This window comes from Flavobacterium sp. Root186, from assembly GCF_001428525.1.
Classification (GTDB): Bacteria; Bacteroidota; Bacteroidia; order Flavobacteriales; family Flavobacteriaceae; genus Flavobacterium.
Window position 1 is genome coordinate 27,870 of sequence record NZ_LMHW01000004.1, and the last position, 25,525, is coordinate 53,394.

The 25,525-nt window shown below is 32.5% G+C and carries 24 protein-coding genes; 11 read left to right on the forward strand and 13 right to left on the reverse strand.

Features of this window, described 5'->3' with window-relative positions:
* Together ASD98_RS03195 and ASD98_RS03200 are read left to right on the forward strand one after the other, a co-directional pair.
* Nucleotides 1-1,464, forward strand: coding sequence for a glycoside hydrolase family 125 protein (locus ASD98_RS03195; RefSeq protein ID WP_056200141.1), 1,464 nt, complete (start codon nucleotides 1-3; stop codon nucleotides 1,462-1,464).
* A 23-nt stretch (nucleotides 1,465-1,487) separates the two neighbouring features.
* A complete protein-coding gene (locus tag ASD98_RS03200; RefSeq protein WP_056200143.1) occupies nucleotides 1,488-2,387 on the forward strand; it encodes an ROK family protein in 900 nt (299 codons plus the stop codon).
* A gap of 62 nt (nucleotides 2,388-2,449) precedes the next feature.
* Here the strand turns inward: ASD98_RS03200 and ASD98_RS03205 are convergent, their stop codons facing one another.
* On the reverse strand, nucleotides 2,450-3,079 hold the full coding sequence (locus tag ASD98_RS03205; RefSeq protein WP_056200204.1) for a DsbA family protein: 630 nt from the start codon (nucleotides 3,077-3,079) through the stop codon (nucleotides 2,450-2,452).
* Nucleotides 3,080-3,289: 210 nt separating this feature from the next.
* On the opposite strand from ASD98_RS03205, the gene ASD98_RS03210 reads away from it, so the two are divergent.
* On the forward strand, nucleotides 3,290-3,946 hold the full coding sequence (locus ASD98_RS03210; RefSeq protein ID WP_056200146.1) for a hypothetical protein: 657 nt from the start codon (nucleotides 3,290-3,292) through the stop codon (nucleotides 3,944-3,946).
* Between the two features lie 387 nt (nucleotides 3,947-4,333).
* Here the strand turns inward: ASD98_RS03210 and dnaN are convergent, their stop codons facing one another.
* The 6 genes from dnaN to ASD98_RS03240 all read right to left on the reverse strand — a co-directional run bounded on the left by dnaN (nucleotide 4,334) and on the right by ASD98_RS03240 (nucleotide 9,651).
* Nucleotides 4,334-5,452, reverse strand: coding sequence for a DNA polymerase III subunit beta (gene dnaN / locus ASD98_RS03215; RefSeq protein ID WP_056200207.1), 1,119 nt, complete (start codon nucleotides 5,450-5,452; stop codon nucleotides 4,334-4,336).
* Nucleotides 5,453-5,558: 106 nt separating this feature from the next.
* Nucleotides 5,559-7,244 (reverse strand): gliding motility-associated ABC transporter substrate-binding protein GldG, encoded by a 1,686-nt coding sequence (gene gldG / locus ASD98_RS03220; protein ID WP_056200149.1) that lies wholly within the window; start codon nucleotides 7,242-7,244, stop codon nucleotides 5,559-5,561.
* The gene (gene gldF / locus ASD98_RS03225; protein WP_056200153.1) at nucleotides 7,244-7,969 is read right to left on the reverse strand and encodes a gliding motility-associated ABC transporter permease subunit GldF; all 726 of its coding nucleotides are present in this window, start codon (nucleotides 7,967-7,969) and stop codon (nucleotides 7,244-7,246) included. The genes gldG and gldF overlap by 1 nt, the downstream gene beginning before the upstream one ends.
* Nucleotides 7,970-8,037: 68 nt before the next feature.
* Entirely contained in the window at nucleotides 8,038-8,334 is a 297-nt protein-coding gene (locus ASD98_RS03230) for a putative quinol monooxygenase (RefSeq protein ID WP_056200155.1), read from the reverse strand.
* A gap of 84 nt (nucleotides 8,335-8,418) precedes the next feature.
* A complete protein-coding gene (locus tag ASD98_RS03235; protein WP_056200159.1) occupies nucleotides 8,419-8,793 on the reverse strand; it encodes a hypothetical protein in 375 nt (124 codons plus the stop codon).
* 30 nt (nucleotides 8,794-8,823) lie between these two features.
* Entirely contained in the window at nucleotides 8,824-9,651 is an 828-nt protein-coding gene (locus ASD98_RS03240) for an S-adenosyl-l-methionine hydroxide adenosyltransferase family protein (RefSeq protein ID WP_056200162.1), read from the reverse strand.
* Between the two features lie 182 nt (nucleotides 9,652-9,833).
* Here ASD98_RS03240 and ASD98_RS03245 point away from each other — a divergent pair, with 182 nt between their 5' ends.
* From ASD98_RS03245 to ASD98_RS03275, 7 genes are all read left to right on the forward strand, one after another.
* On the forward strand, nucleotides 9,834-10,784 hold the full coding sequence (locus ASD98_RS03245; protein ID WP_053472652.1) for a PhoH family protein: 951 nt from the start codon (nucleotides 9,834-9,836) through the stop codon (nucleotides 10,782-10,784).
* A gap of 134 nt (nucleotides 10,785-10,918) precedes the next feature.
* A complete protein-coding gene (locus ASD98_RS03250) occupies nucleotides 10,919-11,227 on the forward strand; it encodes a hypothetical protein (RefSeq protein WP_157849136.1) in 309 nt (102 codons plus the stop codon).
* Nucleotides 11,211-11,573, forward strand: coding sequence for a DUF1801 domain-containing protein (locus ASD98_RS03255; protein WP_056200168.1), 363 nt, complete (start codon nucleotides 11,211-11,213; stop codon nucleotides 11,571-11,573). The genes ASD98_RS03250 and ASD98_RS03255 overlap by 17 nt, the downstream gene beginning before the upstream one ends.
* Before the next feature lie 137 nt (nucleotides 11,574-11,710).
* Complete coding sequence (locus tag ASD98_RS03260; RefSeq protein WP_056200172.1) at nucleotides 11,711-12,535, forward strand: Cof-type HAD-IIB family hydrolase; 825 nt, start codon at nucleotides 11,711-11,713, stop codon at nucleotides 12,533-12,535.
* A gap of 228 nt (nucleotides 12,536-12,763) precedes the next feature.
* Nucleotides 12,764-13,717, forward strand: coding sequence for a phosphoribosylaminoimidazolesuccinocarboxamide synthase (locus ASD98_RS03265; protein WP_056200175.1), 954 nt, complete (start codon nucleotides 12,764-12,766; stop codon nucleotides 13,715-13,717).
* 245 nt (nucleotides 13,718-13,962) lie between these two features.
* On the forward strand, nucleotides 13,963-14,880 hold the full coding sequence (locus ASD98_RS03270) for a glycoside hydrolase family 26 protein (protein ID WP_242412069.1): 918 nt from the start codon (nucleotides 13,963-13,965) through the stop codon (nucleotides 14,878-14,880).
* A gap of 466 nt (nucleotides 14,881-15,346) precedes the next feature.
* Nucleotides 15,347-15,733 carry an ankyrin repeat domain-containing protein gene (locus ASD98_RS03275; RefSeq protein WP_056200178.1) on the forward strand — a complete coding sequence of 129 codons (387 nt, stop codon included), beginning with the start codon at nucleotides 15,347-15,349 and terminating at the stop codon, nucleotides 15,731-15,733.
* 181 nt (nucleotides 15,734-15,914) lie between these two features.
* Here the strand turns inward: ASD98_RS03275 and ASD98_RS03280 are convergent, their stop codons facing one another.
* The 6 genes from ASD98_RS03280 to ASD98_RS03305 all read right to left on the reverse strand — a co-directional run bounded on the left by ASD98_RS03280 (nucleotide 15,915) and on the right by ASD98_RS03305 (nucleotide 24,645).
* The gene (locus ASD98_RS03280; RefSeq protein WP_056200181.1) at nucleotides 15,915-19,013 is read right to left on the reverse strand and encodes an efflux RND transporter permease subunit; all 3,099 of its coding nucleotides are present in this window, start codon (nucleotides 19,011-19,013) and stop codon (nucleotides 15,915-15,917) included.
* Between the two features lie 3 nt (nucleotides 19,014-19,016).
* A complete protein-coding gene (locus tag ASD98_RS03285) occupies nucleotides 19,017-20,102 on the reverse strand; it encodes an efflux RND transporter periplasmic adaptor subunit (RefSeq protein WP_056200184.1) in 1,086 nt (361 codons plus the stop codon).
* A 12-nt stretch (nucleotides 20,103-20,114) separates the two neighbouring features.
* The gene (locus ASD98_RS03290; RefSeq protein WP_056200187.1) at nucleotides 20,115-21,362 is read right to left on the reverse strand and encodes a TolC family protein; all 1,248 of its coding nucleotides are present in this window, start codon (nucleotides 21,360-21,362) and stop codon (nucleotides 20,115-20,117) included.
* Nucleotides 21,363-21,453: 91 nt separating this feature from the next.
* Nucleotides 21,454-22,815, reverse strand: coding sequence for a HAMP domain-containing sensor histidine kinase (locus tag ASD98_RS03295; protein ID WP_056200189.1), 1,362 nt, complete (start codon nucleotides 22,813-22,815; stop codon nucleotides 21,454-21,456).
* Nucleotides 22,812-23,492 (reverse strand): response regulator transcription factor, encoded by a 681-nt coding sequence (locus ASD98_RS03300; protein ID WP_056200192.1) that lies wholly within the window; start codon nucleotides 23,490-23,492, stop codon nucleotides 22,812-22,814. Before ASD98_RS03300 ends, ASD98_RS03295 begins: the two co-directional genes overlap by 4 nt.
* Nucleotides 23,493-23,556: 64 nt before the next feature.
* Nucleotides 23,557-24,645, reverse strand: a complete 1,089-nt coding sequence (locus tag ASD98_RS03305) for a M42 family metallopeptidase (protein ID WP_056200195.1) — start codon at nucleotides 24,643-24,645, stop codon at nucleotides 23,557-23,559.
* An 81-nt stretch (nucleotides 24,646-24,726) separates the two neighbouring features.
* Here ASD98_RS03305 and ASD98_RS03310 point away from each other — a divergent pair, with 81 nt between their 5' ends.
* The gene (locus ASD98_RS03310; protein WP_056200198.1) at nucleotides 24,727-25,407 is read left to right on the forward strand and encodes a DUF4294 domain-containing protein; all 681 of its coding nucleotides are present in this window, start codon (nucleotides 24,727-24,729) and stop codon (nucleotides 25,405-25,407) included.
* Nucleotides 25,408-25,525 lie beyond the last annotated feature (118 nt).

The following is a 25,525-nucleotide window of genomic DNA, read 5'->3' on the forward strand; positions in this document are numbered from 1 at the left end:
ATGCAGTCACGTAGAAAATTTATAAAAAATACAGGAATCTTTTCCGCAGGATTATTAGCACTTCAAACCGATGTATTTGGACTTAATTCAGATGCTTTTCAGTTTCCTTTAAAAGATTTTATCAGCAAAAGACCTCCATTAGCCGAAAGAAAATTTACAAGTAAAGCAGTTGAAGCGGCAATTGTGAGAATCAAAAAACAAATAGGAAATCCGGAACTGGCCTGGTTATTTGAAAACTGTTTTCCAAATACGCTGGACACTACAGTCGATTTTGAAATCATTGACGGCAAGCCCGATACTTATGTAATTACAGGAGATATTGATGCAATGTGGCTGCGTGACAGTACAGCGCAGATTTGGCCTTATATTCCGTTTGTAAAAGAAGATCCAAAACTGGCCGAACTGGTAAAAGGAGTAATCAACCGTCAGGCAAAATGTATTTTACTTGATCCTTATGCGAATGCTTTTTATAAAGATTTTACGAAAGAAAGCGAATGGAAAAATGACCTGACTAAAATGCAGCCCGGAATTCACGAAAGAAAATGGGAAATTGACAGCTTGTGTTATCCGGTTCGATTAGCACACGGCTATTGGAAAGAAACCGGAGACATCAGTTTGTTTGATGCAAAATGGAAAGAAGCGATGCTGCTAATTCTGCAGACTTTTAAAGAACAGCAAAGACTGGATGGAAAAGGCGGGCCGTATAGTTTTCAGCGTCAAACGGCCTGGGCTACAGATGGAGTTCCGTTAGGTGGTTACGGTTATCCTGTAAAACCTTGCGGATTAATTGTTTCTACTTTCAGACCAAGCGACGACAGCACTTTGTTTGGATATTTAATTCCAAGCAATATGTTTGCGATCGAAATATTAGGTTATTTGATCGAGATTTTTTCTTTACCAGCTTTAAAAGACAATGATTTGGTTGCCAAAGCTGCAGAATTAAGAGATCAGGTACAAAAAGGTTTAAAAGAAAACGGAATCATAGAACATCCAAAATTTGGAAAAATCATTGCTTTCGAAGTAAACGGATACGGGAGTTTCCATATGATGGATGATGCTAATGTTCCTTCATTATTATCACTTCCTTATTTGGGTGCGATTGCTCCAAATGATCCTTTATATCTAAATACCCGTAAGGTGGTATTATCAGAAAACAATCCTTTTTTCTATAAAGGAAAAGCTGGAGAAGGAATTGGCGGCCCGCACACGGGAGTTGATACAATCTGGCCTATGAGTATTGTTTTGAGAGCGATTACAAGTGTAGACGAAAAAGAAATTAAAACATGCATCAGCAATTTGATTAAAACAAATGCCGATACAGGATTTATGCACGAATCATTTCATAAAGACGATGTAAACAAATTTACCCGTAAATGGTTTGCATGGGCAAATACATTATTTGGAGAAATGATTGTGCACACCAGTATTCATTATCCTCAAATTTTAAAAGATAAAAATATCTAGTACTAAAAGCTAAACGATTAAGAATGAATACATCATATGCCATTGGGCTAGATATAGGAGGAACACATATTACCGCAGCAGTTATCAATAAAACAGAAATGAAAGTTATGGAACTTTCATTATATAAAGAATCATTTGACTCTAATTTACCTGTCGATCAGGTAATGAATATCTGGAAAAGAGTGATCTCTACTTCAATTGAAAATTCAAAAGTAAATAATATTACAGGAATTGCAGTTTGTATGCCCGGTCCATTTGATTATGAAAAAGGAATCTGCTGGATTAAAGATCAATCTAAATACGAACATTTTTATGGATTGAATATAAGAAATCTACTTTTAGAAAATCTAAACTTTTCAAATGATTTTCCGGTGCTTTTTGAAAATGATGCCGTTTGTTTTGGAAAAGGAGAAGTTTTTAAGCAACAGGAAAATCTTTCTAAAAAGGTAATGGCAGTTACTTTAGGAACCGGATTAGGCGCTTGTTTTATTGACAAAGGAGTTTCAGTAAGTACAGGAAACAAGGTACCAACAGATGGAGAAATTTACAATCTTGAATATAAAGGAGGTATTGCCGAAGATTATGTTTCAGTGCGCGGTCTTTTATCTCATTATAAAACTTTAAGTGGTTTTTCGCTTAAGAATGGTTTAGAGCTTTATAATTTAGCTAAAAACGGAGATCAGCAAGCTGTAAAAGTTTTTGAAACAATGGGCGAAGATTTGGCAGCAGTTGTAATTCCGTGGATAAAGAATTTTTCAGCAGATCATATTATTGTGGGAGGAAAAATTGCTAATGCAAGTGATTTATTTCTGTCTTCATTTAATAAAACAATAAAAGAATCAGGTATTGAGGTACTTGTTTCCATTTCTACAGATAATGAAATTGCGGCCTTATTAGGAGCAGTAAGTTTTCTTTGTGATTAGATTTAAAACAAAAACGGATGAGCAATTTACTCATCCGTTTTGTTTTAACTATTTCATTTAAATTATTTTAACCCTTCTTTAATTGTTTGAACAAAAGCTTCAACAGGCTGAGCTCCAGAAACCGCATACTTCCTATCAAAAACAAAGAAAGGAACTCCCTGCACACCAATTTCCTGTGCTTCTTTAATATCGCTTTGAACTTCTTTTAAATATAAACTTTCGCTTTCCAGAACTTCCAAAACATCATTTTTACTCAATCCGGCTTTTTCAGCTAATTCAATTAAAGTTGGACCGTCGTTTAAGTCTCTTCCTTCTGTAAAATAAGCTTTAAAGAAGATTTCTTCCATTTCATCGCCTAACTTTTTAGTCTTAGCCAATTGAATAATTCTATGTGCTTCTAAAGAATTTGAAATAACCGCTTTATCAAAGTTATAATCTAAACCAGCACTTTTAGCACGTTCCGCTACACCTTTGTGCATTTCTCTTGATTGTTCAACAGATATGCCTTTTCGTTCCGCTAAATACGTATAAACGTCTTTTTCTGGTTGTGGTGTAATAGTTGGATCAAGCTGAAAGCTTTTCCACTCAATTTCAAATTCATTATTTGGAAATTCAGCTAAAGCCGTTTCCAACTGTCTTTTTCCGATATAACAAAACGGACACATGATGTCCGACCAAATTTCTATTTTCATAAGTGCAAAATTACAGAAAAAATTTGTTTCAAGTTTCATGTTTCAGGTTTTTAAGAGTTCTGTCAAAGTTTAAAACTTTGACAGAACTTCAGCGTAGTAAAATGTTTTATTTTATGTTTAAATATCATTTCATATATAAAAATCAGTATTTTTAGTACAAAAGTCAATAAAAACTAATTTGTTGATTTAGATGTAATTATAAAAATTATTATGAAGAAAAATATTTTCTATTTTTTATTGATCTTATTTTCAGCACATTTAAACGCTCAAGTTAGAGGTTCTATTGATTTAGGACTTTATCGCCATACTGATTTTCAAGAATCCGGTTATATTCAGGGCGGATTAGGTTTAGAGGTTCAGGTTTATAAGTTCTTAAAACCGGAGTTTGGCGTTAGTTATTATTATGGCAGACTCGAAGATTATAATAAATTAGATGCTGTTGGAAACATTACAAATATATCACAGGTAAAAGCATCAGCACTAAATTTTGGATTTACGCCTAAAATTTGTCTTTCTTGCGTAGAATATAGTGCCGGAGATGTTCTTCTTCAAATCCTGCCTATTTATAATATATCAAAAATTGAAGCGCAGCAGAATTACACTACAATCAATCAAAATAATCCGTCTCAATCAAAAACGCAAAAAGATATTGTTACAGAATGGCAGCAATCTGTTGGTATTGGAATTGGTATCGATATTATTCTTTCAGATAAAAATTATGATTCTTTAGCTGTTAATTTATATTTTACAGGTGTAAATATGGGAAAAGCGATAGGTGAGGTGGAAAGTACTGAAACCAGATACGATAGCAGAACTTTAGGATTAGGACTGAACTATTATTTCGGTTTTAAGAAGAAAAAGGATTAAAAGACAGAAAATTGTTTCAGGTTTCAAGTTTCATGTTTTCTGTAGTTAAACCCGACAGGTTTTAAAAACCTGTCGGGTTTAGTTAGGAGTGAAGAGGGCTTCAACTTCGCTCAGCCTGACAGCGTAGTATCGAGAAATTATCTAGACAGACATCATATTTGAAAACAGTTGCCACCCTGAGCGAAGTAGAAGGGCTCAAAGTGAACTCTGCAAATGAGATTGCTTCGTTCCTCGCAATGACCAAAAATAAAAAACCGCAACTCTTTTAAAGAATTGCGGTTTCTAGGTATAAAAAATGGTTGGTTAATAGCGATATTTTTTTTTTACAATGATATGTCTTTAATTTTAAATTAAAAAAAATCCCTGTAACAAAAAGAAGTTTTGATGTTAACTATTTAACATTACCGGCATTACCAACATTGTTACAGTTTCACCTTCTTCTAAACCGTCAGCAGGCGTTAAAATTCCAGCTCTGTTAGGTAATGACATCTCCAACATAATCACATCTGATTGAAGGTTTGTCAACATTTCGATTAAGAAACGAGAGTTAAAACCAATTTGTAAATCATCACCTTGATAATCACAAGTCAATCTTTCTTCTGCTTTGTTTGAGTAATCAATATCTTCAGCAGAAACATTTAATTCAGCTCCTGCAATTTTTAAACGAATTTGGTGTGTAGTTTTGTTTGAGAAAATCGCAACACGACGAACAGAACTTAAAAATAAAGAACGATCGATTAATAATTTGTTTGGATTTTCTTTTGGAATTACCGCTTCGTAATTAGGGTATTTTCCGTCGATTAAACGACACATTAAGATATAATTGTCGAATGAGAAAGTCGCATTCGAATCGTTGTATTCAATTTTTACTTCAGCATCAGAACTTCCTAAAATACTTTTCAAAATATTCAAAGGTTTCTTTGGCATAATAAAATCAGCAACCTGAGATGCTTTTACATCTGCACGAGCATATTTTACTAATTTATGAGCATCTGTAGCAACAAAAGTCAAACCTTCTGGAGAAAACTGAAAGAATACTCCAGACATTACCGGACGTAAATCATCGTTTCCTGCAGCAAAAATTGTTTTACTTACAGCAGTTGCCAAAACATCAGCAGGAACTAAAGTTACAGACGGATCTTCAAGATTTACAGACTTAGGAAATTCTTCTCCAGCTGCATATGCTAATGCATATTTACCTGAGTTAGAACTAATTTCAACGGTATTGTTGTCTGCAACAGTAAAAGTTAAAGGCTGCTCTGGAAATGTTTTTAAAATTTCAAGTAAAAGCTTTGCCGGTACAGCAACACTTCCCTTACTTTTAGAATCGATTGATAATGTAGCCGACATTGTCGTTTCAAGATCTGAAGCCGAAACAGTCAACTCATTATTGTTTAGTTCAAATAAAAAGTTGTCTAAAATAGGCAACGTATTGTTACTGTTAATTACACTACCTAAAACTTGTAATTGTTTTAATAAGTACGAACTCGATACTATAAATTTCATCTCTTTTGTTTTATTTTTTGATGTATTCCCCAGCATTTAGGCGCTAAGGATACGGATTACAAATATATCGTAAACATTCTTAGTTTCGCAATTTTTTTATTAACATCTATCGGCTGTATTTTCTTTTTCTGAGAAAGGTAAATACCAATCCGAAAACCAATAAAATAAGGATTGGAAGCCCGATAGTTATGAATTGCGTTGTCGTATAATTTTCGTAAACTTTTTCTTTATCCAATAATGGCAGTTCAACATCTTTGCTTCTAATGTTAATAAGTCCTGTATCATCAAGAAGATAATTGACACAATTCATCATAAAATCTTTATTGTCATAAAGGTTTCCGGTTCTTTGGTCATAGCCCAGTTCAACAGGCATCATGTTTTTATCCAACTGATTTCTGGCAATATCTCCATCGGCAACAACGATCATTTTGGTTGGTTTTCCTTTTGACAGAAAAGAACTTTCTTTAAAAGGTAAAACTCGATTTTCAAATGCCGAATGAAAACTTCCTTCTAATAAAACAGAAAGATTTATATTTCCTTTATTAGCATAATCCGCTGGCAAAGTTTTCTCTGTTACAATATTCAGATTAATTTCTGATGGCGTTCCAATTGTTTTAGAATATTGAGACGATTGTAATAAAACTGTTTTTTTGATTCCGTTTTTCAAGGTATCAATCGGACTTGCAAAATCAAATTTGATTCCGCCTAAATTTTTCACAATCGGGTGCTGGCTTGCCGGCTGAACCAGCGGCGCAAATTTCCAGATAAAATCCTGATATTGAGTAGCACTTCCTTGTTCTCCGGTTGCCAGTTTTATTGGACTTCCGTTTTCGTCTTTGACCAAATCAGGATTAATTCTGAAGCCGTATTTGAAGAACATATCGTTTAAATTCAAATCTCTTGGGTAAGCCAAAGTTGCGCCTGCCTGATTGTATAAACTGTCCATATCTGCCGCAACCTGATCAATAAGCCATAATGTTTTACCGCCGTTCATGATGAACTGATCCAGAACTTGTTTTTCTTCGTCTGAGAATTTTTCAGTTGGTTTTGAGATTATCGCTAAATCATATTTTTCTAAAGCAGCTAAAGTTCCGTTTGGATCTTTAGCAACAGAATCTAAAGTAAACGGTCCGATATAATAACTTTCCTTGATCTGTCTCAATAATTTTCCAATATGAATTTCAGATAATTCACCATTTCCTTTTATAATAGCTACTTTCTTTTGTCTGTCTTTGGTGATTTTATTAATAGCATCGGCAATCGAATATTCTAAATGCTGAATTGATCCAATTACTTTTTGTGTAGTCGAAGCTCCCATTATATTTTTTAATAATGGAATATTAACTTCTTTATTATTGTAAACCGCAACCGCCCACGGAAAAACCATTTCCTGAGATTGTTTTCCTTTATCGTCGACAGAAATGTTTATTGGTGTAAGCCCTTTTTGATAAAGGGATTTTATAACTTCCATATTGTCTTCTCCGTTTTCCATCGGGTTTACGAATTCGAAAACAATATTGCTGTTGTAAGCCTGAAATTCTTCCAGTAATTGTTTAGTTTCCAATTGTAAACGTCTAAAATCTGCAGGAAGTTCTCCTTGCATATAAATTTTAATAGACAATGGATTTTTAACCTGTTTTACAATTTGTAAAGAAGTTGGCGATAAAGTATATCGTTTGTCTTTCGTTAAATCAAAACGATGAAAGAATAAGCTTCCGAGAACATTTAAAACAATTAAAATAAAAATTGTAATACCTAATGTTTTTAAATTCAATTTATTAGATGCTTTCATTACGCTTTAAAAGATTTTAATTGATAAACGGTAAAAGATAAAAACAAAATGCTGATGCTTAAAAAATAAATTACATCGCGAGTATCAATAACGCCTCGGCTCATACTTTTAAAATGATCCTGCATTCCAAATGCCGAAATGATATTCGATTGTCCAGGAACTAATGACGCCAAACCTTCAAATCCAAAATAAAACAAAAAACATAAAAACACAGCAATTATAAACGAAACAATTTGATTTTCTGATAGAGTAGAAGTAAAGATGCCAATCGCTGAATAAGAAGCTATTAAAAATAACAATCCAAAGTAAGAACCAATTGTGCTTCCCATATCGATATTTCCTTCAGGTGAACCTAAACTCGAAATGACTTCTACATAAATGAAAGTTGGAATAATCGCTAAAATAATTAGGAAAAACGAGCCTAAAAATTTTCCGTTTACAATTTCCCAAATCGATAATGGTTTGGTTAAAAGTAATTCAAGAGTTCCTTGTTTTCTTTCGTCAGAGAAACTTCTCATGGTAACAGCCGGAATCAGGAAAATTAAAATCCACGGAGTTAATGTGAAAAACGGAGTTAAATCAGCATAACCTGTATTCAATATATTGTAATCTCCTTCAAATACCCATAAAAACAGCCCGTTGCTGATTAAGAAAATCGCAATGACCAAATAGCCAATAGGAGAGCCAAAAAAAGATTTTATTTCTCTTAAAATGATTGATTTCATTTGTGTTTTTTGTTTTTATTGTTTCAGGTTTCATGTTGCCCGCTTAACGTGAAACTTGAAACATGAAACTAATTTAAGCTAACCAATTTATCCACACTCCACGCTTCTGGTTTTGCATTGAATAATTTTTTTGTAAAATCCCAAACCGTATTAAATAATTCAGATTGTCTGTAGTTTTCTAAATCTTGTTCGGTTTCCCAATAACTATAGGTAAAGAAAATACATTTATCATTTTTATCCTGATACAATTCTAAAAAACGATTTCCGTCTGTATTTCGTATTTTATCTTTCACAGATTCAAAATTCTCCAGAAAATCAGGAATTTTTTCTTCATGAAAACTCATTTTTACAATTCTGACAAACATGTGTTTAATTTTAGATTTTAGATTGTTGATTTTAGATTTATTGAAATCTAAAAGCTTTTCAGGTGCGCAAAAATACCAAAATGATTATTGAATAAGCTTATCTAGCTTCAAAATTATTGTGTCATTTGCTTTAATTAAATAAATAGAATCGTTGTTCTTTTCTTTAAAGATTTGGAATGGTGCATCAATATCTGATAAGCGAGGTATATTTTTTAGTCCATTTGGTCTCCAAATAGCATCATCTTCGATTTGAATTCCTTTGATGTCTTCTGGAAGTTTAATGGAACTGTTTAAATAATATTTATTATTTAATATGTAAATTCCTCTTTCATTGTATGCTTCATTAACTTGAAGATTTAATTCAGATGAATGGTCTATTTCAATTAAATCTTGATAATTATTACAAGCGGTTTGTAAAATAATTAATATCCCAAGTAAGAGTGTTTTATTGAATTTCATAATATGGATTTTTAGCTTATTATAAATTTTCTAAGAAAACTTTATCGTAATCACATCACGATAATTCAGTCCCAACAAACTATTTGCAGAACCCACTTTTGAAGGATTACTTCTAAAAATAGCAATCTCAAGAAAACCAGCTTCATTAAAAATGGCCAGTTTCTCACCTTCATACGTTTTAATTGGGTATTTATCAGAAGTCGCGATAGCTGAATAATTTGGCAGAATCGTTTTGATACTTTTAGGCTTCATGACAATTTCATACGGACGTCCGCGGGAAACTTCTAAGAACTGTTTTTTAGAAATATTAGTTACCACGTTTCCAAAATGATCAATATAAATAACGTAACCCTTTAATGAATTTCCATCGGCAGCAACTACAGCTTGTAACTCGGTTACTTCTTTAACCGCTGGAATTTCTTTGCCAATAACATTCAGTAAACCGCCTTTTGCAATATGACAGGCCACTTGAATAAAAATATCCAAATCACTGAATTCAATAGGAAAACGATCATGAATATTGATTTCGACAATTTTTTGCGGCACAATCTTCTGCGTAAGCATGCTTAAAATTCCGTTATCGGCACAAATAAAGAAATGATCGTTCCATTGCATCGCGATATGCTGGTTCTCTTTATTACGTTCAATATCAACTCCAATTAAGTGTACAGTTCCTTTTGGAAAACTCAGATAAGAGGCTCCAATAATGTAACTTGCTTCGGCTGTGTTAAATGGATCAACGTCATGCGAAATATCAATAATTTTTGCATCTGGAAGTTCAGAAATGATTTTACCCTTCAGCGAACCAACAAAGTGGTCTTTTAAGCCGTAATCAGTAGTGAGGGTAATTATTGACATCATTTTGTTTATAACTATTGATAGTATTTAAATCTAATTTTCATTAAATTTGAGAAATGCAAATCTAATAATAGTAAATGCAAATTGAAAGTAGAAAAAACAAATTGCACTTAAAGATATGAACATACCCGACAACTATAGATTTTCAAAACAAATTTATTTTTAATTTAAATTTATCTCATTTGAACGAAAGAATTATCGAGCTTATAGACATCGCTCCAAAAGACTTTTGGGGCGCGCAGGATTCTCATCTTGAAATTATTAAAAAGTACTACCCAAAGCTTAAAATCGTAGCGCGAGGGACAACTTTAAAAGCCTTTGGCGAAAAAGATGTTTTAGATGAATTCGAAAAGAGATTTCAGAGGCTTATGCTTCATTTTACCAGATACAACAACATTGATGATAATGTAATTGAACGTGTAATAATGAGTGATGGTCAGGATGAAAAAAAAGCATACGATCATGACAAAATATTAGTTCACGGAGTTGGCGGTAAGATTATTAAAGCCATGACACCCAACCAGCAGTTACTGGTAGATACAATCAGAAAAAATGATATGGTATTTGCAATTGGACCTGCCGGAACCGGAAAGACTTACACGGGTGTTGCAATGGCTGTTAAAGCACTTAAAGACAAAGAAGTAAAAAGGATTATATTAACGCGTCCGGCGGTAGAAGCAGGTGAAAATCTTGGTTTTTTACCCGGCGATATGAAAGAAAAACTAGATCCTTACATGCAGCCTCTTTATGATGCTTTGAGAGATATGTTACCAAACGAAAAACTCGAAGATTACATTTTAAAAGGAATTATTCAGATTGCGCCTTTGGCATTTATGCGCGGGCGAACGCTTGATAACGCCTTTGTAATTCTGGATGAAGCGCAGAATACAACGCACTCACAAATGAAGATGTTTTTGACCCGTATGGGAAAAAACGCCAAGTTTATGATTACGGGAGATCCTGGTCAGGTCGATTTACCACGCAGAACTATTTCGGGTCTTAAAGAAGCTATTTTGGTTCTTAAAGATATAGACGGCATCGGAATTATTTATCTTGATGATAAAGATATTGTACGCCACAGATTAGTGAAAAAGGTAATCGACGCTTATAAGCAAATAGAAAACCACGACTAAGTTTTATTTTTTAGTGAAATGTTAAATGTAAATCGTAAAATGTGTTTTAACATTTATTAATATTCGTTTTACTCATTTTCTTTTTTAGAAATGTGTAAAACGAATATTTTTTTGAGATGAATTTAATTTATGATATGAACAAATTTCAGAAAATCATTGGGGATAATGTTTTAGCATTTAGAATCTCTTTATTTTATGTGGGACTAGGAACATTATCGGTATGTTCAATTTATCCTGATGATTTGTTTTATGGTGATTGGTCATTATTTGGATTGCTAATTACTTTTCCTGTATCAATTATAAGTTTTGGTTATAGATATGCTGAAGCAGATTTATTATACCCAGTTTTCTTCATTCAATTAATAATGTTCTTTTTAACTTTTTTAATTTTAAGTTCTTTTATTAAAAATAAACAAAAGCTCAAAAATGAAACAACTAGATGATTTCTACCTAAACCAAGAAGAGCCTATAAAAGGAACATTTCTGGCATTAAAAGATATTATCTTAAAACAAGACAAAGACATTACGCATGTTTTAAAATATGGAATGCCGTTTTTCTGTTATAAAGGAAAAATGTTCTGCTATTTATGGATTCAGAAAAAACTCAAACAGCCGTATATCGGAATTGTGGAAGGAAAACATTTTGAAGAAGCTTTTTTGATTCAGGAAAAGCGTTCTAGAATGAAAATTATGATGTTTAATTCTGAGGAAGATTTGCCATTAGAACAAATAGAATTAGTTATTCAGAAAGCGATAAATTTATATAAATCAGGAATTATTAAAGTTTAATTGTTTAAAATGCAGTATTTAACGGAATAGTTAAATAAATAATAAACTTGCTCCAATTTTGGCTTTCAACGCTTGTAATCTTTGCTCAGCTGAGCGTAAAGCCGTAAATTTGCACATCATAAATATTTGATATTGATATGACAAAACTCAAAAATATAAAAGTTGTAGTAAGTGATTTAGATGGAACTTTACTCAATCCTCAACACAAAATTTCAGATTATACCAAATCAATTTTTCAGGAACTTCACAATCAAGGTTATCTTTTAGTTGTAGCAACAGGCCGTCATCATCTTGATGCAATGGCTATTATTGAAACGCTTGAAGTTCCCGTTTATCTAGTTAGTTCAAACGGAGCAAGAATTCATTCGCCAAATAAAGAAGAACTTTTTGCATTTAACTTAGACAGTGATGTTGTAAAAGCAGCTTTAAATGTTGAAATCGACCCTGAAATTACGGTGGTTTTGTTTAAAGAAAGTGTTTGGCAGACTAACAGAATAAATGAAAGACTGAATGCTTATCAGTCAGAATTAAATTATCGTCCGGAATTGGTAGATTATAAAACTCTGGAAGATTTTGGGGCCATTAAAATATTCTTTTCATGTGATAATCACGAAAAATTATTAAAACTAAAGGATGATGTTTTAGCCAATTCTTCAGAACATTTACACCACGCTTTCAGTTTGCCAACTTGTTTGGAATTTATGGACAAATCGATAGATAAAGCCGTTGCAATCGAACAAGTTTTGGAAAAAGAAGGTTTTACTTTAGCCGAAGCAGTTTCATTTGGAGACGGTTTTAATGATGTTCAAATGTTATCAGCGTCTGGAAAAGGTTTAATTATGGGAAATGCCCCTGCATTATTAAAAGAAACTTTGCCTGATTTAGAAGTTATTAAAACAAATACCGAAGATGGTGTAGCAAAATATATCGCTTCAAAAATATTAGACAAAGAGCTTGTCTAGAGTTTTTTGCCACGACCCGAGCGATAGCGAACAGGCGAAGCAATTACACTAATTTTCACTAATTATTTGTTTAAGTAATTAAGCTTTCTTTGGGAGTTAAAAAATTCGTGTAATTCGTGTCAAACTAAACCCAATTAATCACATTTCTTATTTATCTCTTTCTTTAATGATGTAACTCTCTGAAATAATTTTAAATTTGCATTCATAAAAAAACAACACAACAAGATAATGAGCAATACAATTACAACCACAAACTTTAATTTCCCGAATCAGAAATCAGTTTACCGCGGAAAAGTTAGAGAAGTTTATAACATCAACGACGATCTTTTAGTAATGGTAGCAACTGACAGACTTTCGGCTTTTGATGTGGTTTTACCAAAAGGAATTCCATATAAAGGACAAATTTTGAACCAGATTGCGACAAAATTTATGGAATTAACTCAGGATATCGTTCCGAATTGGTTAATTGCAACTCCGGATCCAAACGTTGCTGTTGGGCATTTATGTGAGCCTTTTAAAGTAGAAATGGTTATTCGCGGTTATCTTTCAGGACATGCGGCTCGAGAATATGCGGCAGGAAGAAAACAAATCTGCGGAGTAGCTATGGCAGAAGGTTTAAAAGAAAATGACAAATTCCCGGAACCTATTATTACGCCAACTACAAAAGCAGATAATGGTTCTCATGATGAAGATATTTCTCGTGAAGATATTTTAGCAAAAGGAATTGTTTCTGAAGAAGATTATTTAGTTTTAGAAAAATATACTCGCGCCTTATTTCAAAGAGGAACTGAAATTGCTGCTTCTCGAGGATTAATTTTGGTTGACACCAAATATGAATTCGGAAAAACAAAAGACGGAGTAATTGTTTTAATTGATGAAATTCATACTCCTGATTCTTCTCGTTATTTTTATGCAGAAGGATATGCAGAAAGACAAGAAAAAGGAGAGGAGCAAAAACAATTATCTAAAGAATTTGTTCGCCGCTGGTTAATCGAAAACGGTTTTCAAGGTCAGGAAGGACAGCAGATTCCAGATATGACAGATGCTTATATTGAATCAGTTTCTGAAAGATATATTGAATTGTACGAGAATATTTTAGGAGAAAAATTTGTGAAAGCAGATATTGATAATATTGACCAACGTATTGATAAAAACGTATTACAATACTTAGCTTCTAAATAGTAATTTTCGGGTTTAAACTAACTATTTAAACCATGAACTTTATTTCAAATAAAAAAAATGCCTTGTTATCTCTATGTATGATAACAGGGCATTTTCTTTTTGCGCAAATTGATAAAAATGCCACAAAAGAAACCAGGATTCTATATCATAATTTAAAAGCTATTTCAAAAGAACATATTCTATTTGGTCATCAACACGCCTTAGAATATGGCCACTGATGGTCTAATGAACCCAATAAATCAGATGTGAAATTAGTTACCGGTTCTCATCCTGCAGTGGTTGGAATTGATTTCAGCGGTTTTTCTAGACATTCAAAAGAAGAAGTTGAAAAGACAAAAGCAGTTTTAAAAAAGAATGTTATAGATACTTATGAACGTGGCGGAATTACAACTGTTTCATGGCATTTTAATAATCCGGCTTCCGGAGGCGGATTTTACTGGAAAGATTCTGTTTCTGTTGCAGCAATGTCATTAATTAAAAATGGAGGCTCACATCATCAACAATACAAGGAAATTTTAAAAACCATTGCCGATTTTGCTCATTCTGTAAAAGCAAAAGACGGAAAATTGGCCCCAATGATTTTCAGACCTTTTCATGAATTTGAAGGTGATTGGTTTTGGTGGGGAAAAAAGTATACTTCACGTGAAGATTTTATAGAAGTCTGGCAGTTTACGGTTTCTTACTTAAGAGATACTTTAGGAGTTCATAATTTTATTTACGCTTTTTCTCCAGACAGTCGATTTAATTCGGAATCAGAATATTTAGAGCGTTATCCCGGAGATGATTATGTCGATTTATTTGGAATGGACGATTACGGCGATTTTGGATGTGATGGAAAATATAATTTAGAAGCAGGTATCAAAAAACTCAAAATAATATCAGATACTGCTATTCAAAAGAAAAAACTTGCTGCTTTTACAGAAACAGGCTTAGAATCTATTCCAAATGCCACGTGGTGGACAGAAACGTTATTAAATTCCTTAAAAAAAGAAAAAATTGAACTCTGTTATGTTTTAGTTTGGCGAAATGATGCCAAAAGTCCAACTCATTATTATGCTCCATTTCCAGAACAGGTTAGTGCTCCAGATTTTCTTAAATTTTATAATGATCCCTACACTTTATTTGAAATTGATTTGAAGAACATTTATAAGAGAAAATTTTAAAAGATTTCTTCTTTTTTTTGATTTAATACTGAAAACTATTTCGTTATATTTTAGGATTTTTCTTATTTTATATCCCTGTGGCTAAAGTTTTTTATTTTAGTGAGAAATCCACAAAATCTTGCTTAAAAATTTTGTTTTAATGAAAAATTTCTGCCTTTTTTGTGTATAATAATACTGTATAGTTAAAAAGGTAGAGTATCACTTTTAATTTTTCTTAAAAAATCTCCTTTCTAAATTGAAAAAATATTTGAATTCGTGTAACATTTCTACATTTGCAGCGTCTTTTATATAGAATTTCAATTTTAGAAAGACAATATTTCGAATTCATTAATAAAACGTTAAGAATTAGTTAAAACAAGGTACTTTGTAATACAATGTACCAAAATTAGATTACATTTGTCAAGAATTTAAAATCAATTCATTATCAATCAAATATTTATCAATCAATTTAACAAACCCAATCATTATGAAAAATTCAGTTATTTATTTAGGATTAGCTTTAGTAACATTTGTAAACGTTGCAACAGCTTCAAATAACACATCAGTTGTTAAAAATCAAGTTACAGTATCAGCTGTATACGATGACGGAACACCTCTAGTAGTTGCTGTAAGCAAAGGAGATATCGAAACAGTTAAAAAATTCATTGAATACGGTGTTAATGTAAACGAAAAAGCAGACGATATGTCTCCATTAATGACTGCAGCTCGGTACAACAAAGTTGAAATCATTAAAGTTTTATTAGCAGCTGGTGCTCGTCCATCAGATAAAAATGAAAAAGGATATACAGCATTAAAATTTGCACAATTATCAAATGCAACAGAAGCTATTGCTCTTTTGAAAGACGCAAAATAATAATAGTTTAAAAAGTTTGAGTTAGTACAAACGGCCTTCTTTGAGCGGATGGCCGTTTTTTTGTACTTTATTGGTTCGTAGAATAATTTATATAAGCAAAAAAGCACCATTACTATTAATGGTGCTTTTTCTTTCTAAACCAAATTAATCTAACCAAAAATTAATTTTATTGTAAATACTTCTATTCTATAGGAGCATGTTTTTTTCTGTTAAATATCCAGAATAAAATTGGGAATACTAATAACGTCAGGATTGTTGCTGTTACCAGACCTCCAATAATAACAATTGCAAGAGGTTTTTGTGACTCAGATCCAATTCCGGTTGAAATTGCTGCCGGCATTAAACCTATAGAGGCCATAAGCGCAGTCATAACTACAGCTCTCGTTCTGGCTTTTACTCCCATAAAAATGGATTCTTCAAGTGAGAATTTTGCCTTGAGATTATGATGGAATTCTGATATCAGAATAACGCCATTCTGTATACAGATTCCCAGTAAAGCAATAAAACCAACTCCTGCCGAAATTCCGAAATTCATTCCGGTTAAGTGTAAGGCAATAATTCCTCCAATTACAGCAAACGGGACATTGGCTAAAACTAACAGTGAATCTTTGAAATTTCCAAACAAAATAAATAACAGCACGAATATTCCAATTAAACTGATTGGTACAACCTGAGCCAGACGCGCACTTGCACGAACCTGATTTTCAAATTCTCCAGTCCAGCCTGTTGTATATCCCGGCGGCATTTTTACTTCTGCCACTTTAGATTGCGCTTCGGCAATGGTACTTCCTAAATCTCGGTCACGAACAGAGAATTTTACACCAATAAAACGTTTGGTATTATCTCTGTAAATAAAAGCCGGACCAGTTATCGTTTTAATATCACAGATTTCTTTCAATGGAATTTTTGCTCCGCTGATGGTTGGTACTTTTAACTCGGCTAAATCTTCTTCATCTTTACGATATTCTTTAGAAAAACGAACACGAACATCAAATTTCTTTTCATCCTCATATTTTTGAGTCGCTGTTTTTCCTCCAAAAGCTAATTCTAAAACTGCCTGTGCATCGCTTAAGGTTACACCATAAGCAGCCATTTTTTCTCGATCCAGAATTACACTGATCTCCGGCTGTCCAACATTTCTAAGAATTCCGACATCTTTAATACCGGGAATGTTTTTAATTTTTTCGAGAACCTGATTTGACAACTCATCTAATTTATCCAAATCATCACCATAAATTTTAACAGCATTTGAAGCTTTAAAACCAGCAACAGACTCGGCAACGTTATCAATAACAGGCTGCGAGTAATTATATGTAATTCCCTGATGAACTTTCAATTTCTCATCCATTTCATTAATTAAATCATCCATCGTAATTTTTCGTTTCCATTCTGATTTTGGTTTCAAATCAACCTGAAGCTGAATAAATCCAAATCCATTAGGATCCGTTCCGTCATTACTTCTTCCGGTTTGCGAAAGCACATTTTTTACTTCAGGAAAACTTTCCAGATCTTTTCTGATAATTGCCGCGGTTTTTACACTTTCCGGCAATGAAGTACTCATAGGTAATTCAGCCGTAACCCATAATGCTCCCTCATTTAATTGCGGTAAAAATTCTGTTCCTAAAAATGTTGCCGAGAAAAAACTTGCAATAATTACACTTAATGAAATAACTAAAGTTTTTACTTTATGCTTAAATGTCCAGGCAAAACCTTTTGCAACATTTCTGTCCCAAAAGTTTACAAACGGATTGTTTTTTTCTTTTACGTTTTTATTCAATAAAATATGAGATAAAACCGGAACCAAAGTCAAGGTAAAAAGTAATGCTCCCATTAAGGCAAAACCTAATGTGTAGGCTAGAGGAGAGAACATTTTTCCTTCTACTTTCTGGAATGAGAATATTGGCAGTAAAGCGATAATAATAATTAATTTAGAGAAAAAGATAGCTTTACCCATTTCTGTTCCCGTTTTCTTAATGATGCTTCCTTTTGCAATTTTATTATAAGCTTTCATTCCTAATTGATGCGCTCGATGATCGAGAACTACAAATAATCCTTCGACCATTACAACTGCACCATCAATGATAATCCCGAAATCGACTGCACCTAAACTCAGTAAGTTGGCGCTCATTCCCATCATCTTTAAACATAAAAATGCAAATAATAAAGAAAGCGGAATTACGATAGAAACGGTAAAAGTAGTCCTCCAGTCGGCCATGAAAAGAAACACAACACATGTAACCAGAATAATACCTTCAAATAAATTATGCATTACCGTTTCGGTAGTGAAATTCATTAAGTTGTCACGATCATAAAAGGTTTCAATTTTAATATCCTTCGGAAGCACATTTTCATTCAAATCCTTTATTTTATCTTTAATTAAAGCTAAAGTTTCCTGCGCATTTTCTCCTTTACGCATTACAACAATACCTTCAACGGCATCATCATTTTTACCAATTCCGGTTTGTCCAACTCTAGGCATCGAACTTTCGTAAACAGAAGCTACATTTTTCACCAAAATTGGGTTTCCGCCTGCATCGTCTACAATAATATTTTCAATATCCTGAATCGACTTAAGAAGTCCAACACCACGAACCACAAATGCCTGTCCGTTTTTTTCAATAATATCACCACCAACATTTAAGTTTCCGGCATCAATTGCATTATAAACCTGCAATGGTGTAATATTATATTTAGCCAGTTTTACAGGATCAACGCCAACTTCATAAGTTTTAGTTTGACCTCCAAAAACGTTTAAATCTGCAACTCCCGGAACTGCACGCAATTGTTTGTCAATAACCCAGTTTTGGTAAGTCAACAATTCACGGCTGTCACGGCTGTCACTTTTTACAATATATCTGAAAATTTCACCAGTAGGACCGTAAGGCGGCTGAACGTCTGGTTCAACATCATCAGGAAGTGTAACATTTTTAAGCAAATTATTTACCTGAAAACGTGCAAAAGTATCATCAACACCATCATCAAAAATGATTTTGATAACGGATAAACCAAACATGGTAATACTTCTGACACTTGTTTTTTTCTGAACCGAGTTCATCGAGATCTCGATAGGAGTAGTTACAAAACGCTCTACTTCCTCGGCACTTTTACCATTCCATTGTGTAATAATAATAATTTGAGTATTCGTTACGTCTGGAAAAGCGTCTATGGGCATATTTTTGAAGGAAATAAATCCGGCAACAGCCAATATTCCAACCCAAAAAAAGGTAAATGCTTTATTCTTAAGGGAAAAAGCAATTATATTTCGTATGAATTTGTTCATGTCTTATTCGTTTAACGCGCGATAAATAAATAATTGATTATTGGTAATGACTTTCTCATTTTCCTTTAAACCACTTGAAATGTAAGTCGTGTCACCAACAACTCTAAAAACTTCAACTTGTCTTGTTTCAATATTATGGCGATCTTTAAATATCATGACGAAATTTTTACTTTTATCAAAAACAATGGCATTGCTTGGAATGGCAATCATTGATTGATTTTCGTTATAAGATAATTTTATATTCGCGTTCATATCGGGTTTCAATAAAAAACCTGGATTTTGAAGTTTAATACGCGCCTGCATAGCTTTAGTTTCGGGATCAATTACATTGAAAATTTTATCTACTTTTCCTTTAAAAACTTTATCAGGATAACTTAAGGTTGTTACACTTGCATCAATTCCCAGTTTAATTTTATTAATGTCGATTTCATTAATATTAGCCATCGCCCAAACTTCACTGATTTCAGCAATATCAAAAATGTTTTCAGAACGATCAGAACGTAAAAGCATATCCTGATTTATACTTTTTTGAATAATAAACCCGCTTATTGGTGCTGTCACTTCATAAATAGAACCCGCTTTAATATTATAGATTTTATAGGTTTCCTGAATTTTGCTCAATTGAGACTGCGCTTTATTTACTTCAGCTTTTGCCTGCAGTACATCACTTTCAGAATTTAATTTTCCGTCAAATAATTCCGTTGCCACTTTCAGGTTATTTTTGGCAACTAGTAAATCACTTTTAGCATCAATAGACTGCTTTTCAAAATCAGCAACATCCGTACTTTTTATCGTTGCTAAAACTTGTCCTTTTTTTACATAATCTCCAAGTTCTACATTTACTTTAATCACATTTCCGCCAACAAGCGGGTAAACATCAATTAATTTATTATTGTCGGCTGTGATTTTTCCGTAAAAACTCAATTCGTTTTTTACAGTTTGTTTTTCTGCAGTTGCTGTGCTTGTAGTTTTTAGCATACTATCGCTCAAGGCGAAAGAAGTATTGGTTTGTGGATTTTCTACTTCTTTTTTACAGCTCGTAAGTGATAAACTTACAATTGCAATTCCTATAATTAGTGTATGTTTCATTATTATTTAATTTTAAAATAAATCCTTGTTGATGGTAGTATTCAATTCTTCTCCTGATAAAGCCAGTTTTTTCTTCAATTCATTTAGCTGAATATTAGCCTGATTATAGCTTTCCATAAAGTCTGTAAATTCTAATAAGCTGATATTTCGTTTTTGAAAATTGGTTAAGATTCCATTATAAACAGCTTCAAAGTCTGAATTTACTGTTGGTTTAATAACTGCATAGTTTTTACGGGATTCATCCCATTTATTCCATGTCGATGTAATTTCAGTTTCCAATTGAAGGCTAAAATTTTGCTTTTCTACTTTTGATTGTGCTAAAACTACCTGAGCATTTTTAATATTTCCTTTGTTCTTGTTCCAAAGCGGGAGGGGAATTCCAACAGACACGTTTGCCTCTCTATTAAAAGCACCGCTTCGCTGATCGTAATTTGCACCCAAAGTAATGTCAGGAACCGAAAGCGATTTTTGCCATTTTACAGTCAGTTCATTTGCTTCAATCTCTTTTTGTTTGGCTAAATAATCAGGACGATTAGCAATTGCTTCATCTTCTAAAGATTTTAAATCAAACGGAATAATTTTTAAGTATTTATTAAAATCATCTTTAGAAACATCTGGAATTATCGTTTCAGTTGAATTCAATAGCAATTTTAAATTTGCCTGTTCTTCAATGCTGCTATTAACAACTTCCATTCTTTCATTTTTAAAGTTCAGATAAAGAGATTGCAAACGCACAACATCTCGCAAAGGAATATTTCCTTTTTGAGCCTGAATAGAGTAGGAGTTAATTAAGTCTTCAATATGAATAAGTTGTTTATCCGTTATTTCAAGACTTTTCGTGTTGTAATAAACGGTATAAAAACTCTGGCGTAACTGCAATTTTAATGTTCGAAGCAAATCATTAAACTGAAGTTCTGCTAATTGTTCATTAGTTTGTGCCAGTTTAACTTCATTACGTTTTTTCCCGCCTAAATAAATTAATTGCTCAATACCAAAAACTTTTTGACCTTCTTTACCAATGTCAAAATATTTACTCCTTTCTGGATTATAAGCATTTAGCTCAGCTGTAATTGTTGGATTATCCCAAATACGGGACTGAATGGTCATGGCTTTTGCAGCATCGATATTATAATGAGATGCCAGCAAAAAAAGATTGTTTTTAAGAAACTGACTCTCACAATCTTGAAGTGTGACTGTTTTTTGAGCCATAACTACCTGATTAAGCAGTACAAGTAGTAATAATGCATATAGTTTTCTCATTGTATCTATTTTATTTTGTACAAATATGCTATCACCAGGCTTTAAGAGTGCTTAAAATCTACCTTAAAAATAGCTTAAATAAAATGAAATATTAATGAAAGAATAATTGGAATAGGTTTTCTTTACTGTTTGGTATACTGTAAGTTATAGATGATTTATGAAGGGTCAAAATTCGATTTACAATGCGTAACCCTAAGCCAAAACCTGATGTTCCTTTAGAATTTTTTCCGCGCATAAAAGGCTGAAAAAGATTTTTTTGTTCGTTTTCGCTTAAAGTTTTTCCAGTATTTAAGACAGAAATAACCAGATGATTTTCTTGGGTGTTTATTTTTACCAAAGCCTGTTTATTATCTGAATAAACACAGGCATTTTTTAAAACATTAATTAAGGCAATTTCCAAAAGATTTTTATTGCCCTTAATTTCTAATGCCGTATCTAGATTTTCACTTTCTTCAATTTCAAATAAAATGATAAATTCAGGAAAACTTTTCTTTAAATTTTCAATAGCCGAGAATAGAATTTCATCCATTCTATGAACTTCATTATCCTCATTATTTTTATTGGTATCAATTTTAGACAATATTAATAAGGAACTAATCAATTCTGTTAAGTGGTTTACATCTGATAAAATAGTAGTTAGGAAAGTTTTTCCTTTTGCAGATGTTGAAGGATCAGCAACTGTATTTTCTATCTGAGCCGTAATTCTGGAAAGTGGAGTTCTGAGTTCATGCGAAGCGTGAGCCGTAAACTCTTTTTGTTTTTGATAAGAAACCTCAATTCGATCCATCATGAAATTAAATTCGTTAGCAATCAAATCAATTTCATCTTTATTACTTTTTGAAGCAATACGAGTATCGAGATTATTTTCATTGATGTTTTTTATTTTCTGATGAAATAAATGCAAAGGATTCATCGCCTTTTTAACCATAAATGAAGTTAAAACCCAGCAAATACAAGTAAATAAAATATAAGATATAATAAGGGTATATCTTAAAAAAAGCAGCTTTCTCTTTCCGTAATCATCTGTTGCCGAAATTAAAGCATAAAAATCTTTGTCTTTTGTATCATAAAAAACACCGTAAACCTCATAATCACCTTGTTGTTTAAAGAACGTTTTATGTTTTTTCAGATATTTTAAATCGTCTATAGACCAATTTATTTTAGCATCATCAATACTGCTGTAAATAAGTTTGAAATGAGAATCAAAAACCAAAGTCTTCTCATCATAAAGCTTATTGATAGAGTTTTGATCGATCATTTTCAAAAGCTGGTCATCGACTTCCTTTACATTAACTAAAAGTTTAATGTTAGAAAGCGCTTTAATTTCTAAACGATCCCGAAATTCTTCTTTTCTAAAATTAGAATACAAAACAAAAATCACTGTAGAAGCCAACCCAAATAGGATTGTAAACATTAAACTTACTAAAAGCGATATTCTGTTTTTTAAAGTCATTCTTCGCTGCTTAAATAATACCCGTAACCAATTTTGGTGCGGATAAGTTTTATCTCGTGATCTTTATCGATTTTTTTTCGAAGGAAATTAATATAAACTTCAATCGTATTTTGATTGGTTTCGATATGATAATCCCAAAGTTTATCAGCAATAAATTGTTTAGACAAAACTTTTCCTTTGGCATGAGCCAAAATTAAAATCAATTTAAACTCTTTTGGAGTAAGTTTAATTTCTTCGCCAGAGCGAAAAACCTTCATTTCTTCTTCCTGAATTTCTAAATCTTCAACAATAATTTTCTTTTCTGTTTGCTGCGGAATTTCTTTTCGTCTTAATAAGGATAAAATTCTAGCGTACAATTCGTCAAAATGAAAAGGTTTTACCAAATAATCATCGGCACCATTGTCAAAAGATGCCAGTTTATCTTCGATTTCGCTAAAAGCCGTCAGCATTATAATTGGAGTCTTTTTATCAACCTCTCTGATTCCTTTGCAGACATCAATACCGTTTGTGCCGGGAACATTAATATCAAGGATGATTAAATCATATTCGTAAGGAAAATATTTTTTTAATAATAAAGAACCATCATAATAAGGTATACACTCGAATTCTTTAATAGTAAAGAATGCGGAGATTTCTTTAGATAAAGTAAAATCATCTTCGAGTAGTAAAATTTTCATGCTTTGTTTGTTTATAAATTCGGCCGTTAAAAAACAAACAGCCGAATTTATGTTTCTAAAAATATTATTTGAAATAAGAAAAACTCTGATTGTTTTCTATTTTCAACAGCGATTCATAAATCAGCTGAATTACATTTTCTACATCTTCTTTGTGAACCATTTCAACCGTTGTATGCATATAACGTAACGGAAGAGAAATCAATGCCGATGCTACACCGCCATTACTATAAGCAAAAGCATCAGTATCTGTACCGGTTGCTCTCGATGTTGCATGACGCTGAAACGGAATTTTATTTTCTTCGGCAGTATCTACAATTAAATCACGCAGTTTATTTTGAATCGCCGGAGAATACGCAATAACAGGTCCTTTTCCCATTTTTAAATCACCTTCAACCTTTTTATCAATCATAGGTGTAGTAGTATCGTGACAAACATCAGTCACAATTGCAACATTTGGTTTAATAGTATGCGCAATCATTTCTGCACCACGCAGACCAATTTCTTCCTGAACCGAGTTTACGATATATAAACCAAATGGTAATTGCTTTTTGTTTTCGTGTAATAAACGAGCAACTTCAGCAATCATAAAACCGCCCATTCTGTTATCAATCGCGCGGCAAATAAATTTGTTTTCATTCAAAATCATAAATTCATCAGGATAAGTAATCACACAGCCCACATGAACACCCATTGCTTCAACCTGCTCTTTAGTTTCGCAGCCCAGATCAATAAAAATATTACTTAGTTTCGGAATTTCTTCTTTATCTCTTAAACGAGTATGAATAGCCGGCCAGCCAAAAACACCTTTTACAATTCCTTTTTTAGTATGAATATTAACTCTTTTAGAAGGTGCAATTTGATGATCTGAACCACCATTTCTTATTACATACAATAAACCGTCATCAGTAATATAATTCACATACCATGAAATTTCATCGGCGTGGCCTTCAATTACAACCTTAAATGGAGCATCGGGATTAATAACTCCAACAGCCGTACCATATGTATCAGTAATAAAAGTATCAACATACGGTTTCAAATAATTCATCCACAATTTTTGTCCTTCACTTTCGTAACCAGTAGGCGAAGCATTATTTAGATAGCTTTCCAGGAAAGCAATAGAAGTATCCTTTAAGATAGATTTTGTACTCATAAAAATATTTTTGCGCTAATTTATAAATTTGGTATTAGAGTTGTGTATAAATATATAATTTTACATTTAAATTAAGACTCCATGAGATTTACCAGTATTTTGTTTTTACTATTGATTGCATTTACAAGTCAAGCCCAGGTTACTCCAAAAGAAAATCAGGAAATGGGCAATATTTTAACCGAACAAGATTCTATTCTGAATGATACTATTCAGCTGCCCGAGATAATTATCTCAAAAGGAGAGAGAATGAGTGCCGAAGAAATGAAGCAGTTTCAGATTCTGCAAAACAGAGTCTATAAAGTGTATCCTTATGCAAGATTGGCTGCGGATAGATTAACAGCACTAAATAACGGAATGGCACGATTAAAAAACAATCGTGAAAAAAAGAAGTATTTTAAGATTGTAGAAGACTACCTTAATAATGAATTCGAAGACAGACTTAAAAAACTTTCCAGAAAACAAGGGCAAATTCTTGTAAAACTTGTGCATCGCCAAACCGGAAAAACAACTTATGAGTTAATCAAAAATCTAAAAAGCGGTTTCAAAGCCTTCGTTTCAAATACAACAGCTAATTTATTCGATATAAGTTTAAAGACTGAATACAAACCCTACGAGGTTAATGAAGACTATTTAATAGAAACAATCTTAGTACGCGGTTTCGAATCTGGACGTTTATTAAATCAAACTCCAGCCAACCCTGTAAATTATAATAACCTCATGGAACATTGGGAAACAAAAGCCAAGGATCTCAATAAAAAATAACATACTATAATAATTAGTGCAACCCGACAGTTTTTTAAAACCTGTCGGGTTTGTTTTTTATACAATATATATAAGTATAAAATGATACTATAATATATAAGAGTAAAACATTTGTCAG

What these genes read in the sequence shown, in the direction of transcription:
- ASD98_RS03195 (WP_056200141.1), top strand. Translation starts at nt 1, where the DNA reads ATGCAGTCACGTAGAAAATTTATAAAAAATACAGGAATCTTTTCCGCA.
- ASD98_RS03200 (WP_056200143.1), top strand. Translation starts at nt 1,488, where the DNA reads ATGAATACATCATATGCCATTGGGCTAGATATAGGAGGAACACATATT.
- ASD98_RS03205 (WP_056200204.1), bottom strand. Translation starts at nt 3,079, where the DNA reads ATGAAAATAGAAATTTGGTCGGACATCATGTGTCCGTTTTGTTATATC.
- ASD98_RS03210 (WP_056200146.1), top strand. Translation starts at nt 3,290, where the DNA reads ATGAAGAAAAATATTTTCTATTTTTTATTGATCTTATTTTCAGCACAT.
- dnaN (WP_056200207.1), bottom strand. Translation starts at nt 5,452, where the DNA reads ATGAAATTTATAGTATCGAGTTCGTACTTATTAAAACAATTACAAGTT.
- gldG (WP_056200149.1), bottom strand. Translation starts at nt 7,244, where the DNA reads ATGAAAGCATCTAATAAATTGAATTTAAAAACATTAGGTATTACAATT.
- gldF (WP_056200153.1), bottom strand. Translation starts at nt 7,969, where the DNA reads ATGAAATCAATCATTTTAAGAGAAATAAAATCTTTTTTTGGCTCTCCT.
- ASD98_RS03230 (WP_056200155.1), bottom strand. Translation starts at nt 8,334, where the DNA reads ATGTTTGTCAGAATTGTAAAAATGAGTTTTCATGAAGAAAAAATTCCT.
- ASD98_RS03235 (WP_056200159.1), bottom strand. Translation starts at nt 8,793, where the DNA reads ATGAAATTCAATAAAACACTCTTACTTGGGATATTAATTATTTTACAA.
- ASD98_RS03240 (WP_056200162.1), bottom strand. Translation starts at nt 9,651, where the DNA reads ATGTCAATAATTACCCTCACTACTGATTACGGCTTAAAAGACCACTTT.
- ASD98_RS03250 (WP_157849136.1), top strand. Translation starts at nt 10,919, where the DNA reads ATGAACAAATTTCAGAAAATCATTGGGGATAATGTTTTAGCATTTAGA.
- ASD98_RS03255 (WP_056200168.1), top strand. Translation starts at nt 11,211, where the DNA reads ATGAAACAACTAGATGATTTCTACCTAAACCAAGAAGAGCCTATAAAA.
- ASD98_RS03260 (WP_056200172.1), top strand. Translation starts at nt 11,711, where the DNA reads ATGACAAAACTCAAAAATATAAAAGTTGTAGTAAGTGATTTAGATGGA.
- ASD98_RS03265 (WP_056200175.1), top strand. Translation starts at nt 12,764, where the DNA reads ATGAGCAATACAATTACAACCACAAACTTTAATTTCCCGAATCAGAAA.
- ASD98_RS03275 (WP_056200178.1), top strand. Translation starts at nt 15,347, where the DNA reads ATGAAAAATTCAGTTATTTATTTAGGATTAGCTTTAGTAACATTTGTA.
- ASD98_RS03280 (WP_056200181.1), bottom strand. Translation starts at nt 19,013, where the DNA reads ATGAACAAATTCATACGAAATATAATTGCTTTTTCCCTTAAGAATAAA.
- ASD98_RS03285 (WP_056200184.1), bottom strand. Translation starts at nt 20,102, where the DNA reads ATGAAACATACACTAATTATAGGAATTGCAATTGTAAGTTTATCACTT.
- ASD98_RS03290 (WP_056200187.1), bottom strand. Translation starts at nt 21,362, where the DNA reads ATGAGAAAACTATATGCATTATTACTACTTGTACTGCTTAATCAGGTA.
- ASD98_RS03295 (WP_056200189.1), bottom strand. Translation starts at nt 22,815, where the DNA reads ATGACTTTAAAAAACAGAATATCGCTTTTAGTAAGTTTAATGTTTACA.
- ASD98_RS03300 (WP_056200192.1), bottom strand. Translation starts at nt 23,492, where the DNA reads ATGAAAATTTTACTACTCGAAGATGATTTTACTTTATCTAAAGAAATC.
- ASD98_RS03305 (WP_056200195.1), bottom strand. Translation starts at nt 24,645, where the DNA reads ATGAGTACAAAATCTATCTTAAAGGATACTTCTATTGCTTTCCTGGAA.
- ASD98_RS03310 (WP_056200198.1), top strand. Translation starts at nt 24,727, where the DNA reads ATGAGATTTACCAGTATTTTGTTTTTACTATTGATTGCATTTACAAGT.